The sequence below is a fragment of the bacterium genome, from assembly GCA_035505375.1.
Classification (GTDB): domain Bacteria; phylum Hydrothermota; class Tepidihabitantia; order Tepidihabitantales; family Tepidihabitantaceae; genus UBA2258.
On sequence record DATJQV010000008.1, the window covers coordinates 1 to 15,476 of the forward strand.

13 protein-coding genes are annotated in these 15,476 nt (G+C 62.0%); 10 read left to right on the top strand and 3 right to left on the bottom strand.

Features of this window, described 5'->3' with window-relative positions; all coding sequences use genetic code 11:
* Nucleotides 1-263: 263 nt before the first annotated feature.
* Entirely contained in the window at nucleotides 264-1,820 is a 1,557-nt protein-coding gene (locus VMH22_01330) for an exo-alpha-sialidase (GenBank protein HTW90337.1), read from the top strand.
* A 190-nt stretch (nucleotides 1,821-2,010) separates the two neighbouring features.
* Here VMH22_01330 and VMH22_01335 read toward each other — a convergent pair whose 3' ends face one another.
* Nucleotides 2,011-3,093 carry a ThuA domain-containing protein gene (locus tag VMH22_01335; protein ID HTW90338.1) on the bottom strand — a complete coding sequence of 361 codons (1,083 nt, stop codon included), beginning with the start codon at nucleotides 3,091-3,093 and terminating at the stop codon, nucleotides 2,011-2,013.
* 231 nt (nucleotides 3,094-3,324) lie between these two features.
* Nucleotides 3,325-4,056 (bottom strand): GyrI-like domain-containing protein, encoded by a 732-nt coding sequence (locus VMH22_01340; GenBank protein ID HTW90339.1) that lies wholly within the window; start codon nucleotides 4,054-4,056, stop codon nucleotides 3,325-3,327.
* A gap of 211 nt (nucleotides 4,057-4,267) precedes the next feature.
* Here VMH22_01340 and VMH22_01345 point away from each other — a divergent pair, with 211 nt between their 5' ends.
* From VMH22_01345 to VMH22_01385, 9 genes are all read left to right on the top strand, one after another.
* Nucleotides 4,268-5,449, top strand: a complete 1,182-nt coding sequence (locus VMH22_01345; GenBank protein ID HTW90340.1) for an isocitrate/isopropylmalate family dehydrogenase — start codon at nucleotides 4,268-4,270, stop codon at nucleotides 5,447-5,449.
* Nucleotides 5,450-5,456: 7 nt separating this feature from the next.
* Nucleotides 5,457-6,032, top strand: coding sequence for an HD domain-containing protein (locus tag VMH22_01350; GenBank protein HTW90341.1), 576 nt, complete (start codon nucleotides 5,457-5,459; stop codon nucleotides 6,030-6,032).
* Between the two features lie 109 nt (nucleotides 6,033-6,141).
* A complete protein-coding gene (locus VMH22_01355) occupies nucleotides 6,142-8,055 on the top strand; it encodes an aconitase family protein (GenBank protein HTW90342.1) in 1,914 nt (637 codons plus the stop codon).
* 18 nt (nucleotides 8,056-8,073) lie between these two features.
* Nucleotides 8,074-9,330, top strand: coding sequence for a 3-isopropylmalate dehydratase large subunit (locus VMH22_01360; GenBank protein ID HTW90343.1), 1,257 nt, complete (start codon nucleotides 8,074-8,076; stop codon nucleotides 9,328-9,330).
* Nucleotides 9,331-9,427: 97 nt separating this feature from the next.
* The gene (locus VMH22_01365) at nucleotides 9,428-9,967 is read left to right on the top strand and encodes a 3-isopropylmalate dehydratase (GenBank protein HTW90344.1); all 540 of its coding nucleotides are present in this window, start codon (nucleotides 9,428-9,430) and stop codon (nucleotides 9,965-9,967) included.
* Nucleotides 9,960-11,195 carry an aldolase/citrate lyase family protein gene (locus VMH22_01370; protein ID HTW90345.1) on the top strand — a complete coding sequence of 412 codons (1,236 nt, stop codon included), beginning with the start codon at nucleotides 9,960-9,962 and terminating at the stop codon, nucleotides 11,193-11,195. Before VMH22_01365 ends, VMH22_01370 begins: the two co-directional genes overlap by 8 nt.
* Before the next feature lie 150 nt (nucleotides 11,196-11,345).
* On the top strand, nucleotides 11,346-12,932 hold the full coding sequence (locus tag VMH22_01375) for a citrate lyase subunit alpha (protein HTW90346.1): 1,587 nt from the start codon (nucleotides 11,346-11,348) through the stop codon (nucleotides 12,930-12,932).
* Between the two features lie 174 nt (nucleotides 12,933-13,106).
* The gene (locus VMH22_01380; GenBank protein ID HTW90347.1) at nucleotides 13,107-13,595 is read left to right on the top strand and encodes a metal-sulfur cluster assembly factor; all 489 of its coding nucleotides are present in this window, start codon (nucleotides 13,107-13,109) and stop codon (nucleotides 13,593-13,595) included.
* Between the two features lie 355 nt (nucleotides 13,596-13,950).
* Nucleotides 13,951-14,586, top strand: coding sequence for a sulfite exporter TauE/SafE family protein (locus VMH22_01385; protein ID HTW90348.1), 636 nt, complete (start codon nucleotides 13,951-13,953; stop codon nucleotides 14,584-14,586).
* Here the strand turns inward: VMH22_01385 and VMH22_01390 are convergent.
* On the bottom strand, nucleotides 14,583-15,476 hold an 894-nt coding region (locus VMH22_01390), incomplete at its 5' end, for a hypothetical protein (GenBank protein HTW90349.1). The genes VMH22_01385 and VMH22_01390 overlap by 4 nt on opposite strands.

A 15,476-nucleotide genomic window follows, 5' to 3' on the forward strand; every position in this document is an offset into this window, starting at 1 on the left:
GGCCCTGCGAAGGGACAGTCCCCGGTTCCGAGGCATAAAGTCCGGCACCACAGGGCAAGCCGCAAGCACAAGCTGACAGCTAACAGCTAGCAGCTTACCGCTTCCGGCCAGTTCTTCATCCCTTCCCTCTCAGTCTCCCCAATCCTCTCCCCCACATCTGAGGCCAAGTCCCGCGGTTCACTAAAATGAACCAGAGTCCGCAGCCGTCACCCATCCGACCCCGCCGAGTTGACATCAGGGCCCGCGTCGCTACCATGTCCGCGATGAGGTCCGGCATCCTGCTTTGCCTGCTGTCCGCGGCGTCACTTCCTTTGCTCTCATGTCGCCACAGCCTCCCATCGAACCACCCACCGGACATGCCCGCACCGCCTTCCGGTCCGAGGTCGCTCTGGCCGGGCGAAACGGTCAAGTTCTGGGCCTCCACCTCTGACCCGGACTATCAGGACAGCGTTTCGTTTCAGTTTGACTGGGGAGACGGCGACACGTCAGCTTGGACTCCGTTCTCCGAGTCTGCCGGTGCCGGGGTGCAGCATGCCTGGTTCAATCAAGGAACATACGGAGTCCGTGCCCGTGCCCGAGACGTCAGGGATGCCGAGTCCGGCTGGTCTGGCTCTCTTCACGTCTCCATTGCCGCCGTCGGGTTCGCGCCGAACGTGAGCGTCGATCATGGTCATTCGTGCGGCCATCCATCCATCGCCGTCGGTCCGCCTTCGGGCGAGTACCAACCAATCTACGTCGCCATGCAGGACGGTCAGAGCATAGCATTTCAGAAATCAACCGACGCGGGCGCGAGCTGGCTGGCTGACAACCAAATTGTCGGTCAGGGATCCGGCCCGCACGTAGCGGCTGACGCCGACGGCGGCATCTACATCGTCTTAGCGGAAGCGAATCGCGTCTATTGCGTTCACTCGTTCGATGGCGGCGCAACCTGGTCTTCGCCCGCCAGGATCGACGACTGCGACTCAGCGCGTTACATATACTCGGTGTACGTTGCCACCAGCACGACCGGCCATCTCTTTTGCGCATGGAACGACGAGCGCGGGGGGAGCTCTAATCTCTGGACGTCAATATCCACCGACCGGGGAGTAACCTGGAGCCCGAACGTGAACACGGCCAGCGGGTTGGTGCGCGGTGTCTGCGTTCAGCCCGGCACCAGTGATTGCTTCATGGCCACAGACGACGAATATGGGGGCGCCATTGTGTATCGTTCGCGGGACATGGGACAGACGTTTGAGCCGGGAGTTCAGGTGTCGGACGACTGGAGTCCGCGCGAGGCCCGCGTGGCCGCTGACCGCGAGCACGTCGTGGCCGCCTATGTCGGCGGCTCTGGGAATGGCGTCACGAGGGCGCGAACGCTCTACACGACCCCGGACACCTGGGGGCCGTGTACGAGTGTAACTGACGTGTCACGCAACTCGTACGACATCGCCCTGGCGATGTCGGCGAGCGGACGGGTTCACACAGCGCAAATGACGAACCGTAACGATGGACGCTACGACATATACTACGCGTGTTCCTCAGACCACGGCGCAACATGGGATACTATCGAACGGGTCAATGACGACATGACAGGAGACAAATGGTATCCCGACATCGGCGCCGACTCGGCCGGCTACGCATACATAGTGTGGGAGGACGGGCGTGTGAGCAATCCCGGGGTCTGGTTCTCGACCAACAACCCGCGGCCCGCAGTGGCGGGTTTTCGGGGACGCGATACGCAACAGCTTCAGCCGCGCGGCAAATGCATCGGGCCACGCGGTGGCACCGCCACGGCCTCACGCCTCAAGCCACAAGCCCGCGCGGACGTAGTCCACGAGTGACCAGCCAACTCATCTTAGATTCAAGATTGTAGATTGCAGATTGTCCGCGCCTCTGCGCGAGTTTCCCGTTGCCGGGTCGCAGTCACCGGACGCCGCCGGCTGTCAGCCGTCGACCGCCCGTCCCGCCGCGTTTCAGACATGACCAAGTCGGGGCGGCAGAGCCGCCCCGAGTGAAGTTGGAAGCCCGGGCTTACCTGACTACGAGCTTGCGGGAAAGACTGGTGCCCCTGGCTTGCAGATGGCAGATGTAGACCCCCGGCGCGACGGTTCTGCCCTTGTCGTCGGTGCCATTCCAAGTCACCTTTCCAGGGCCGGCCGGCAGTGCGTCGGCTACAAGTGTCCTCACCAGGTTTCCCGCGAGGTCATACACTGCAAAACTCGCCCAGCCTGCAGACACAAGGCTGTAGTCGATGGTCGTCTGGAACCGGAACGGATTCGGTGCAGCCGCGCCCAGCCCGGCACGCTGCAGCGGAGCAGTCCGCGGCCCGCTGATTGCGGTCGACTCTCTTGACGCCGCCCATTCGATGGCCTGCTTCAACAGCCGCATGGCATTGGTATCATCGTAGTAGGGTTCGTTGCTGTAGCCCTGGAAGGTCCCGAAGTATATGGGTCCCAGATACACCGAACGCCCGGCTCCGACCTCACGCACCGCGATTGAGGCCTTACCGCTGTCCGCCGTGTAGTCACCCAGCGCAGTCGCTCCGGGCTGAAGCCCGGCGTTAGCGTACTCCCCGTATGCTTGGATGTCGAAGTCACGCACATTCTGAGTCACCGGGTTCGTGCTGTCGTCAACACGAACCTGGCCGGTGGTCGTGAAGCCGTAGTCGCCGGCGGCGGTGACCGCCATTATCGAGTCCATCTGCCAGGCACTGTCGCGGTACGCGCCAAAGACAATCCATCCCAGACCGACGAATCCACCGCCGTTCCGTACCCAGTCCTTGAGCGCGTCCTGATAGGTTCTGAAGTCGTTGTCGGTGTACCCATCGTCGCCGGTGACGACGACGCTGTAGTTGGCGAGCTTTGAGGCCGAGTCGATGTCGGTGCCGACGACGATTGAATCCTCCCAGCCCTCGGCTTTGCAGAGCGAATCTATCCGGTAGCAGGCGTTGGGCGCAACTCGCCCGTTGGAGCTTTCGGCGATCTCGATTGCCACCTTGATCGTGCCGACCGGCTTCCCGGCCTTCACCTGCAGCATGTTCTGCTGCGCCGAGGTCGGCAGCCCGGCCGAGGCCAGCGACACGGCCAGCATGAGTATCATTACTAACGTCCTCATCGTTCAATCCTCCTCGATTTGCACAACCTTCTCCGGCAACGCCTCACGCGAGTCTGCATCCTCGCCTCTGAACCGGGGCTTCGTGTTGTGTCGTTCCGGCCCAGGAGGCCGCCGTTATTCTGGGCCCGCAGGGACGACTGTCAAGCAACGCCGCCACGGGGCCCAGCCCCCAAAAGAAGACTGACCCCGCGCGAGGCGGGGTCAGGAATAACGCTGGCAGACTGTCCGGAGCTACTTGCCGCCGGTGGTAGTCTTCGGTTGCGTCTTGTTGGTCGGCGTCGGCTTCGGCGTCGGCTGCGTCGGCTTAGCCGGCGGCTGCTGTTGCGCCGGCGGCTGCGTCGACTGCTGCCCGACCTTCTTGGTCGTGTCGGTGGGCGCAGGCATCGGCGTCACGACAGCGCCGATTCTCGCCATCAGCGACTCGGGCTTGGTCTTGGCCGGGTCTGAGAGGTACCACTCCACCATCGGGCCGGCGGGCTGGTACTTGTTGTCCGCAATCCACTTGTAGAGGTTCTGATAGACCGGTGCGACCTGGTCGTATGGCCCCATGTACTGGGTCACCGCAACCATGGCTGCCGGCATCTCTTTGACGCTGAAGCCGGTCTTCTTGTCGAGCTTCACGGCCTTGGTCCCGGGCGCGACTTTCACGCAGACCTCGTACCTGCAGCTCTCCGGTTTGACGGTGGCCGGGTTGTCGTAGTAGACGCCAAACGGGCCGTCTACACTGGTCAGCTTCTGTGTCTGGACCGCGGCCGCGAGGTCGGCTACTGCCTTGCCGGCATCCGCATACGGCCCCATCTTGGCGATGCTGGCCACCATCGACGAATCGACCGTCATGACCTGCGCGCTGAACACCGGCTCAGCCGGCTTCTGGACCTGGGGCGCCGGCTTCTGGCCGCCGCCGCATCCGACCATCATGGCTACTACCATCAGGCTGATGGTAAAGCTCAGGACATTCTTCATCTGCACTGCTCCTTTTTGGTTTCTTCGAATGTCGAGGAACGCGGGGATTATAGAACCTTCTTTCCGCTTGTCAAGTCAACGGGCCGGACGCGCCACGGCGCGTCCGCGCAGCGCCCCGCACTCTCAGTTTCTTGAATATCTCCGTCGCGGCGCTATAATGCTCGGCGATCGGTTCGATTTGACTGAAGGCTTACGAGATCTGGAGGACTATTTGGCTGGCAGAACAATTGTAACGTTGCCCGGCGACGGTATCGGCAAGACCGTGTTGCCTGAAGCCATCCGGGTTCTCGATGCGGTAGGTCTCAAGGCAGAGTATGTCCCGGGTGACATCGGCTGGGACTTCTGGCGCAAGGAAGGAAATGCCCTTCCGGAGCGGACCATCAAGCTGCTCGAGCAGCATAAGATTGGCCTTTTCGGCGCGATAACCTCCAAGCCGAAGGACAAGGCTCAGGCCGAGATCGACCCGGCCCTCCAGGGCAAGGGGTTCCAGTATTTCAGCCCGATCGTCACGATGCGCCAGCTCTTCGACCTGGATATCTGCATCCGACCCTGCAAGTCATTCCCGGGCAACCCGCTCAACTTCATCCGCCGCAAGGCCGACGGCTTCGAGGAACCGAAGGTCGACACCGTGATTTTCCGCCAGAACACCGAGGGCTTGTACTGCGGGGTGGAATGGACCAACCCGCCGGCCGATGTCCGCAAGGCCCTCGAGACACACAAGAAGATGAAAGCGTTCGTCAATGTCCCCTCTGAAGACATGGCGATATCGCTGCGTATCTTCACGCGCCAGGCCTGCCAGCGTATCGTTCGCGCCGGGTTCGAACACGCGAAGAAATACGGCTACAAGTCGGTGACCATCTGCGAAAAGCCTAACGTAATCCGCGAGACTTCCGGGATGATGGAAGCCGAAGCGAAGAAGATAGCCAGGGAGTATCCCGGGATAGCGCTCTGGTCCACGAATATCGACGCCCAGATGATGTGGCTGACCAAGAACCCCGAGGACTACGGGGTCATCGTGTCGGGCAACATGTTCGGCGACATCGTCTCCGACGGATTCGCGGGGCTGGTCGGCGGACTGGGCTTTGCCTGTTCGGCCAACATCGGCCGCGACGTCGCGGTCTTCGAGCCCACCCATGGCTCGGCGCCGAAGTACGAGAAGCTCTCGCCGTCCATCGTCAACCCGGTGGCAATGATTCTGGCCGCCGGCATGATGCTCGACCACATCGGTGAACACGCGATGTCGGAGCGCATCAGCGCCGCGGTTGCCAAGGTAGTGACGAAGGGCAAGGTACGCACCTATGACATGTTCAGGCTTCCCGGTGGCCCGGACGTGTTCAAGTCCGGTGCCGCCACCACGCAGCAAATGACGGACGCCGTTATCGCGGAGCTGTGAGAACTGGATGATAACCGCACAGGACATTGAGGAGCTGTTCCACAAGCAGCTCTCCTCTATCAAGGACGCAACCACACGCGACAAGACCGTTGCGACCTGGCTCGAAGCCGCAAGAATGGGCGGCTGGCATTCAGTGGAAGAGCTGAAAGCAATGCCCTTCACGCTGCTGACCAACACTCACGGCATATCGCTGGTGGAACACACGATTGCCGTGACCGACGGAGCTCTGGCACTTGCAGGAGCCCAGAAGAACGCCTACGCGCGCATGCCCTACGAAGTCAACGTGGACCGACTGATTGCCGGCGGATTGCTGCACGACGTCGGTAAGCTGATTGAAACCGAAAGGGATGGAAAGGGTGGATTCCGCAAGAGCCGCAAAGGCATGTACGCGCGCCATCCCATCTCCGGAGCGATCATTGCGGCCCGGTGTGGGCTACCCGACGATATCGTCAACACGATTGCCTGCCACGCCAAGGAAGGCGATGGCGCGCCGAAGGTCATTGAGACCGTGCTCATTCACCAGGCCGACTTCGCGACTTTCGACCCGCTGGTGATGCTGGAGAAGGGGCAGCTAATCGCATAACAGCAATGCAAGAGTTAAGGTGCAAGGTGCAAAGAGCAAGACGGAAGACCTTCCTCGATCTTGCAGTTTGCAGTGTACATCTTGCGCCTCCGAGTGAACGGAGTGACACATGACCATCGTCGAGAAGATCATCGCCGCCCACTCCGGAACCAGGGACCAGGGACGAAGAAACGAGGAACGTCCTAATTCCTCCCTCCTCTCTCCTACCTCCTCACTGCTCCCTCAGCTCAAGCCGGGTGACATCATCGAACTCGGAATCGATGTACGGGTGGCACGCGACTTCGGGGGCGCGAACGTCGTGAAGAACCTCGAAGAGAACGGTCTCGGCGTGGCCGACCCCGCGAAGACGTTCTTCACTTTCGACTGCAACCCGACCGCCTCCGACCAGAAGTACGCGGCGAATCAGCAGGCGTGTCGTGTCTTCGCCCGCAACCACGGCATCAAGGTCTTTGACGTCGACGCGGGTATCGGAACTCACATCGCGGTTGACAATGGGTTAATCGGTCCCGGTGACACCATCGTCTCGACCGACTCGCACGCCAACATCCTCGGCGCAATCGGGACGTTCGGCCAGGGCATGGGCGACCAGGACATTGCCCACGCCTGGGCCTACGGCAAGGTCTGGTTCGAAGTGCCGGCAACGGTGAAAGTCGAACTGGTCGGCATGCCGAGACCCGGGACAACCCCAAAGGACGTCGGGCTTGCCCTGCTCCGCCACTTCGGCGCGAACGGTCTGCTCGGGCTTGCCGCCGAAGTCTACGGTGAGTACGCGGACAAGCTGAGCCTGGACGGCAGACTGACCATCTCGTCGCTTGGCACCGAGATGGGAGCGATAATCATCTTCTTTCCGCCGAATCAGGCCATCCTGGACTACTGCCGCCAGGCGAAGGTCAGGGCTCAGGGTTCAGGGACCGGGGAGCAGTCCCAAATCCCCGACCCCCAATCCCCGCCCCCCATCTACCAGGCTGACACGGACGCCGTCTACGAACGCAGCGAGCGAATCGACATAACCGACCTTGAACCGCTGATAGCGAAACCCGGCCACCCGGAAGACGTAGTCGCTGTTGCCTCGGTGGCAGGCCGCAAGATTGACTCGGCCTTCATCGGTTCCTGCACCAACGGACGCATGAGTGACTTGAAAGCCGCGGCCGAGATACTCAAGGGCCGCAAGGTTGCTCCCGGAGTCGTGCTGAAGGTCGTGCCCACGACTGATGAGATCTGGCGTGAAGCCCTGCGCACCGGTATCATCGAAACCCTCAAACAGGCGGGGGCCTTGGTGGGAAACGCGGGCTGCGCCGGCTGCGCTGCCGGACAGATCGGACAGAACGGCCCGGGCGAGGTGACGGTATCGACCGGTAACCGGAATTTCGCAGGCAAGCAAGGCAAGGGCGACGTATATATCGCTTCGCCCGAGACCACGGCCGCGTCGGCCATTGCCGGAGCTATAGTCAATCCGGGCGCCATCCCCGTCCGCCCCGCGCTCTTCAAGCCGAAGCCGATGGCCAAGGCCTCCCACGATCACCGCGCTCCCCAGTCAGTATCGTTTGTGGTCGAGGGACGGGTCTGGGTCATCCCGAAAGACAACATCGACACCGACATGATATTCCACAACCGCCACCTCACTGTCACTGACATACGCGAGATGGGGCAGTACGCGTTCGGCAACCTTGCCGGCTGGGAGCACTTCAGCAAGAACGTCCAGCCCGGCGACATCGTGATTACCGGCAAGAACTTCGGGGCCGGTTCTTCGCGCCAACAGGCGGTTGACTGCTTCAAAAGCCTGAAGATCGGCCTCGTCATCGCGCGTTCATTCGGAGCCATCTACTTCCGCAACGCGGTCAACGTCGGATTCCCGGTCATGGTCGCGGACCTGCTGGACTCCGGCATAAAGGATGGTGACAGAATCCGTGTCAACCTGACAACCGGCGAGATCGAACTGCTGGCAACGGGCGTGAAGGTCCAGGGCCGTCCGTTCCCACCGGTCCAGATCGAAATCTACAGAAAGGGCGGGCTGCTGGGTTAACAACCAATGACTGCTCCAATGACGTTTGCCGAGAAGATTCTGAGCCGGAAGGCGGGTAAGGCGTCTGCCCTCGCCGGCGACCTCGTCACCTGCAAGCCTGACCGGCTGCTGATGCACGACAACGCCGCCGCCATAACCGACAAGATAGCCAAGGATGCGGCCGAGTACGGTATCGCCGACCCGGAACAGCCGGTCATTGTCCTCGACCACGTTATTCCGGCTTCGGACGAGAAGACCGCGACCAGCCACAAGAAGATACGCGAGTTCGTGAAGAAGTACGACATCAGGCACTTCTTCGACATCGGCACCGGCGTCTGCCATCAGGTCATGGTCGAAAAGGGGTTGATCCTCCCCGGCATGCTGGCGGTCGGATCCGACTCGCACACCTGCTCGTATGGCGCGGTGAACGCGTTTGCGACCGGCATCGACCGTACCGAAGCTGCCGCACTGCTCCTGACCGGAGAAACCTGGTTCAAGGTACCGGAGACAATACGTATGACGCTCAAAGGCCGCCTGCCCGAGATGGTTTCGGCCAAGGACCTCATTTTGACCATTATCGGTAAGGTCGGCGCTGACGGCGCCGACTACTGCTCGGTCGAGTTCTGGGGTGACATCGCCTGCCTGAGTATCGACGACCGGTTTGCCATCGCCAACATGGGCGTGGAGATGGGCGCGAAGAACGCGGTCTTCCCGGCAGACGAAGTTACGAAGGGCTATCTGCAGCAGATCGGCGTCATGCGAACAAGCTGGAACCCCGAGTGGGCTGATGATGGAGCGAAGTACCGGCAGGAGTTTGCCTGGAACCTGGCTGAAATCGTGCCGGCGATCGCCGTGCCTCACAAAGTAGACAAGTACAAGCCGGTCACCGAGCTGGTCGGGATGGAAATACAGCAGTGCCTCATCGGCACGTGCACCAACGGCCGGGCAAGCGACCTCGCGGTCGCCGCCAGGATGCTCTGCGGAAAGAAGGTATCTGCGAACACGCGGCTGCTCATCCTGCCCGCGTCCCGGGCCGAACTCGAAAAGGCACTCGACTCCGGCGACATTGAGACTCTCGTGTCAGCCGGTGCGGTGCTCCTGCCCCCGGGCTGCGGCCCGTGCCTTGGTGCACACCAGGGCTGCCTCGCGCCCGGAGAGAGATGTCTCTCCACGTCGAACCGCAACTTCAAGGGACGGATGGGCTGCAAGGACGCCGAAATCTACCTCGCCTCCCCGGCAACCGTTGCCGCCACCGCGCTGACGGGAAAGATAACCGACCCGCGGGAGGTATGTTGAGAACCGACCCAAGTCAGAAGTCAGAATGCAGATTCCCGGAACTCTCTGAATTCTGGTATCTGGTTTCTGACTTCTGATTTCGTCTGAGGAGACGCGCATGAGAGTCTGGCTTTACGGAGACGACATCAACACCGACATGCTGTTCCCGGGCAAGTACACATACACCTGCGCCAAACCGGACGAGATAAAGCCGCACCTGCTCGAGGACCTCGACCCCGATTTCGCCAGGACGGTGCAACCGGGCGACATCATCTTCGCCGGCAAGAACTTCGGCTGCGGCTCCTCACGAGAACAGCCGGTGCTCGGTCTGAAGGCGGTCGGCATCGAGGCAATCGTAGCCAAGAGCTATGCTCGCATATTCTACCGGGCAGCCATCAACCAGGGACTGCTGCTGATTGAGTGCCCTGAAGCTGTGGAGGCATACGCGCGGGCCATGGCTGGAACCGCTGAGGTTCCGGACCGTGTCCCAAGCGTCAAGCTGAACCTGAACGAAAGCTCCCTAACGGTCGACACGCAGACATTCAAGTTCCCGACACTTCCTCCCGAGATACTGGCGATACGCAATGCCGGCGGCCTGCTCGAATACACTCGCGCCAAGCTCAGGTCTCGAGTCCAGAGTCCAAAGCCCAATGTCTAGCATCGTCACCGCGGGACGCCGCGGCACGGAGGTCCGTTCGGACCTCTGGGTCGAGCTCGAACTGCGCACGTCCGGAGGCATCGAGCTGAACATGAAGAGCAAGGTCGACTTCATGTACGGGGAGGCCAACCGCAGGTTGGTGCTCGACACGCTCAAGGCGCTCGGTGTCGAGCACGCCCACGTCACTATTGAGGACACCGGGGCACTTCCCTTCGTCATCATGGCCCGTCTGGAAGCGGCTGTCCGCCGCGTCGAGGGACATGACCGAAACGCTCTTGGCGTTTCGGATCGTGTCCCGGTGCCGAGTTGCATTCCCGAACCCGGCCCCAGCTTTGCCCGTCCAACGGCCCGCGACCGCTGGCGCAGGTCTCGCCTCTACCTGCCCGGCAACGAACCGAAGTTCATGCTCAACGCGAGGATCCACAAGCCGGACGCGGCCATCCTCGACCTTGAGGACTCGGTTCCGCCCGCAGACAAGGACGCGGCGCTCCTGGTGGTACGGAATGCGCTCTACGCCCTCGACTTCGGCGACTGCGAGCGGATGGTACGCATTAATCAATTGCCGCGCGGGCTGGAAGAAGTCGAGCCGCTGGTTCAAGCCGGCGTCAATCTCATGCTCATCCCCAAGTGCGAGAGTGCTGAACAGGTCAAGGAAGTCGACTCCCGCATCACCTCCTCCCTAGCCCCTAGCCCCTCGCCCCTAGCCCCTGCTGTCTGGCTGATGCCGATAATTGAGACCTGCGAAGGCATGTTCAGAGCCCGTGAGATTGCCGGCGCTTCGCCGCGAGTCGTAGCTCTGACCTACGGGCTCGAGGACTACATCCTCGACCTCGGTGGCGTGAAGACGCCGGCCGGGCTGGAAAGCCTCTGGGCCCGTTCCCAGGTGGTGAACGCAGCCAAGGCCGCCGGCGTGCAGGCAATAGACACAGTGTTCGCGGATGTCGAAGACATGGCTGCGCTGCGGGCAAGCTGCCGGGCTGCCAGGGAGCTCGGGTTCGAAGGCAAAGGCTGCATCCACCCGCGTCAGATTGAGGTAGTGAACGACGAGTTCACGCCGGCAGAGGCCGACATAGAGAAGGCGAAACAGATTGTGCTTGCATTCAGGGAGGCGCAGGCTCAAGGTCGGAACGTCGTCAATGTCGGTTCCAAGATGATCGACCCACCGGTAGTGGAACGCGCCCTGCGCACGATCGCACTCGCTGACAAAGTACAAAGGACGAAGTCCTAAGGACAAAGCAATGGCGAAGAAGGAAGCAAGAGGGTCGGACTTCGGCCTTTCCGTCCTTACGACTTGCTTAGTCCTTTGTCCTTACCAGTTAGTACTTAGGAACACAAAGGCGGGGTCGCCACTGGCCACGCGACGTACCTAGAAGTGCGCATGGAGCTTGTCAGAAATGCCCTCGGCCGGCTAGTCCCAACGGAAGTGAACGGTAAGCCGGCAATCCCGTTCCCGGGCGTCGGCAAGCACCGGCCTGCCGGCCGCAAGGCCTGCCCGCCCATCCCGACTTGCCTGGACTACCCTGAGGACGGCAACAAAGTTGTGCCGGACCTCAAGACTGCTCTGGAAAAGGCCGGCATCCGTGACGGCATGACGCTCTCGACGCACCACCACTTCCGCGATGGAGACACGCTCTCACTCCGGCTGTTCGACCTCTGCGCCGAGATGGGTCTCAAAGACCTCATCTGGTATCCGTCTGCCGCATTCCCCTGCCACGCCCCAATCACGAAGCACCTTGACTCCGGGGTCATCCACCATATCGAGGGCAGCCTGAACGGCCCGCTCGGTGATTACTGCACGCAAGGCAGGATGCGCGGGCTCGGAGTGCTCCGGTCGCACGGCGGGAGGGCCCAGGCAATCCAGGACGGCGAAGTCCATATCGACATCGCAGTCGTGGCCGCGCCTGCTGCCGACCAGTTCGGCAATGCCAATGCGGTCCACGGCAACTCGGCCTGCGGCGTTCTCGGCTACGCTGACGCCGACCTCGACTACGCCGACCGCACCATCGTTGTAACCGACGACATTGTGCCGTTCCCGGCAGTCCCGATCCAGCTCTCCGGCACCCACGTAGACATGGTAGTACGGCAGGACAACATCGGCGACCCGAAGAAAATTGTCTCGGGCACAACCCAGATAACCCGCAGCCCGGATCGGCTCTGCATTGCGGAACTGACTGCCAGATTCATCCGCGACTCCGGCATCATGCGCGACGGGTTCAGCTTCCAGGCCGGGGCCGGCGGTGTATCGCTCGCCTTTGCCACATACCTCGCCGACATGATGAAACAGGCCGGGGTCAAGGCGAGCTGGCTCCATGGCGGCTCGACCCGCTATCTCGTGAAGATGCTCGAAGACGGACTCGCGCCGGCGCTCATCGACGGCCAGGCCTTTGACCTCGATGCCGTCCGCTCAATCGGCGTCAACCGCGGCCACGTCGACACCAGCCCGCTGGTGAGCTACAACTACCACGCCAAAGGCAACTACATGAACCTGCTCGACGTGGCAGTGCTCGGTGCGACCGAAGTGGACCCGAACTTCAACGCCAACGTGGTCACGCATTCGGACGGGCGGCTGCGCCATGGCATCGGTGGCTGGCAGAACTGCATGCAGGCCCGCTGCACCATGCTCGCGGTGCCCGCTATGCGCGACCGGATGCCGGTCATAGTTGACGAGGTGACGACTCTCTGCGCGCCGGGCGAACTCGTTGACGTAGTCGTCACCGAACTCGGCATCGCCATCAACCCGCTCCGTCAGGACCTGCTCGACGCGGTCAAAGGCAAAGGCCTACCGGTCCGACCAATCCAGGACATCAAAGCCGAGGTCGAACGCACCTGCGGCAAGCCGTCTCGTGCGCGGGACATGACCGAATCGTCCGACGATTCGGATCGTGTCCCAGGCCGCAAGGTCGTTGCCGTCGTCAAATGGATCGACGGCACGGTCATCGACTCGGTGTACCAGGTCCCGGCATAGCCGGGACAGCACAGGTTCAAGCCCGGGCACAAACAACCTCGGATGCGTTTCGCCATTCGCCTCTCCCCTCTGCCCTCATGCCTTCGGTCATCCTCTGACATCTCACATCTCGCTTCTTACATCTTGCATCCACGTGCTCTGGACTCCCCGCAATCCGCCCGCTACAATCGCTCTGTGCCCAACATCCGCCGGCTCTCGCTGCGACTGCTCGCGACAATCGTCCTCGTCGCCATTGGCCTCCTCATCATTCTTCTCCCCGCCCTGGTTCGTCGGCAGCAGCTTCGGACCCTGGGCCTGCCCTCCTCGTTCACCTTCACCGATTCCGCCGCCGTGCCGGCCGGCTCTCCTCCGCCTGACTCCGCGGCGGTGATGACCGCGCTGGGAAACGTCATCGACCCGGAGATAGGCATCAGCATCGTTGACCTTGGGCTCGTACATGCCGTGAGCATCAGCCCCACCGGCGACGTCAACGTCGATGTCGCTCTCACAGTGGCCGAATGCCCAGCTGTGAACCAGCTCGGCATCCTGACATCAGAGGCAGTCATCGCGGTGCACGGCGTTCGCCGGGTCAATGTTCGACTGGACCCGAAGCTTCCGTGGGACCCAGGCCGCCTGAGTCCCAAGGCCAGAGAGCTATATCGCAAGCGGTTCGGAAGACCGTGAAACCACGGATGAACACCATTACACACAGATTCCGTGTTGTGGCTTCGCCACGCTACGCTCATCTGCACTACAAGCGTGCATCGTCGTCTTCGCGACGTTCTTGCTTTCTGCCGCTTCTGTCCAGAGGCCGCCAAGTTCCTGGCGACCGCCCACGAATGCCACCACCGGCGACGCAAGACTCGGATTCGCTTCTTCCGGATGACGGGCAGTCTTCGACTGGGGATTCACCTGAGCAATCTGCTGAATCTGCGAGATCTTTGGATGTCCTTTCCGAGCCATCTGCGGCATCTGCGATTACTTCGGGTTTGGTTGCTGCCTCCAAGGCCGCGCCAGGCGAGTCTGTGGTTGCTTTCGCATGATCCCGGCACTCGTCGGTAAAGCGCTGCTGCTTGGGTTCACGACCGGTCTGTTCTGTGTCGGCTTCTGCGTGCCTCTGGTTGGGCCGTTGTTGATCGCGGACGAAACCCGTGGGGTCAGGCGCTCGGCTGACCGCGTCCTGCTCTTCCTCGCCGGCCGCCTCGTCGCCTACCTGCTCTTCGGGCTTGTGTTCGGCGCACTTGGCAGCGTCCTCACCAACGTGTGGAGCCTCAAGTACATCCTGCTGCCACTGCTCTACGCGATTCTCGGAGTGATGATGGTTGTCTATGCCGTGGTTCAGTCATTCCCACACATCGGATTCTGCCGGACGCTTGGTCAGCCGGTACGGTCTGGCTGGTACATCGTGCTCGTCGGCTTCCTCGCCGGCATCAACCTCTGCCCGCCGTTTCTGCTGGCGGTAACCACGGTCATTGACATCGGCGGTGCGCTGCGTGGAGCCTTGTTCTTCCTGGTCTTCTTCCTCGCGACGAGCGTCTATCTGCTACCGCTCTTCTTCGCCGGACTTGTAAGCCGGTTCTCCTCAGTCCGCTTCGCCGGCCGCGTCGCCGCCGTCCTCGCCGGCCTCTACTTCCTCTACCTCGCCGCCAGCACAGCCCTCATCCGCACCCGCTAACGCGTCACCACGACCTTGAGAACAGCTTGCGGCTCGGAGCTTGCGGCGTGTGACTCTTCCCATACGAAGTAGACACCGGGAGCCAGTGCCCGCACGTCATTCGCGCCGGGCTTCAGGTCGAGGACTTTGCGGCCGCTTATGTCCAGCAGCGAGGGGCCGAAAGTGGGGACAGTCCCTGAAGGTACAGTCCCCATTTTCGGCAGGAACAGCACGCCGCGAACGATGGTCGCTCCGCCATTCGTCATTCGCACTTTGGCGTTCGGCGTTTCCTCGATGCCTTGTCCCAGCGTCGGGTCCATCTCGCCCCAGATGCGGTCGGTGTTGTAGATTCTGTTCCCAGTGGTTCCGGTCCAGCTCTGGTAGGCAAGGAACAGGTGGCTGCCGGGGATGTGCCCCAGCGCCAGGCATGACTGGACTCCGTCCTGCCGGACAACCCGCCCGTAGCCGAACACGGCTCCGGCCGGCGACACCTTCGTCCCGTAGATATCCGGGTTGCCGCTGGTGCAGCAGTCTTCCCAGAGCGCGACGAAGTTGGTGTCGTCGAAGGCAACGGCGGGACCGAGCTGGTCGTATTCCGCGGTCGACAGGGCAATGCCCGTAGAATCAAGCACCGCGCCTTGCGTGGTCACGCGCGCCCCGAAGATGTCCGAGTAGACGCTGCGGCGGTAGTCTTCCCAGGCGACGAAGTAGGTCGAGCCGCCATAGGCAAGGGCCGGAGCTTCTTCCTCGCCTTGCACGTGCGAGACGGCGAAGCCGCTGGCGTCGAGCACTATGCCCGCGGGCGTCACCCGCGCACCGTAGATGTCGGTCATGCCGGAGATGACGCGGTCGTCCGCCCAGACCAGCAGGAAGTTAGCGCCGTCGAAGCCCATGGCCGGAGCGGTCTGTTG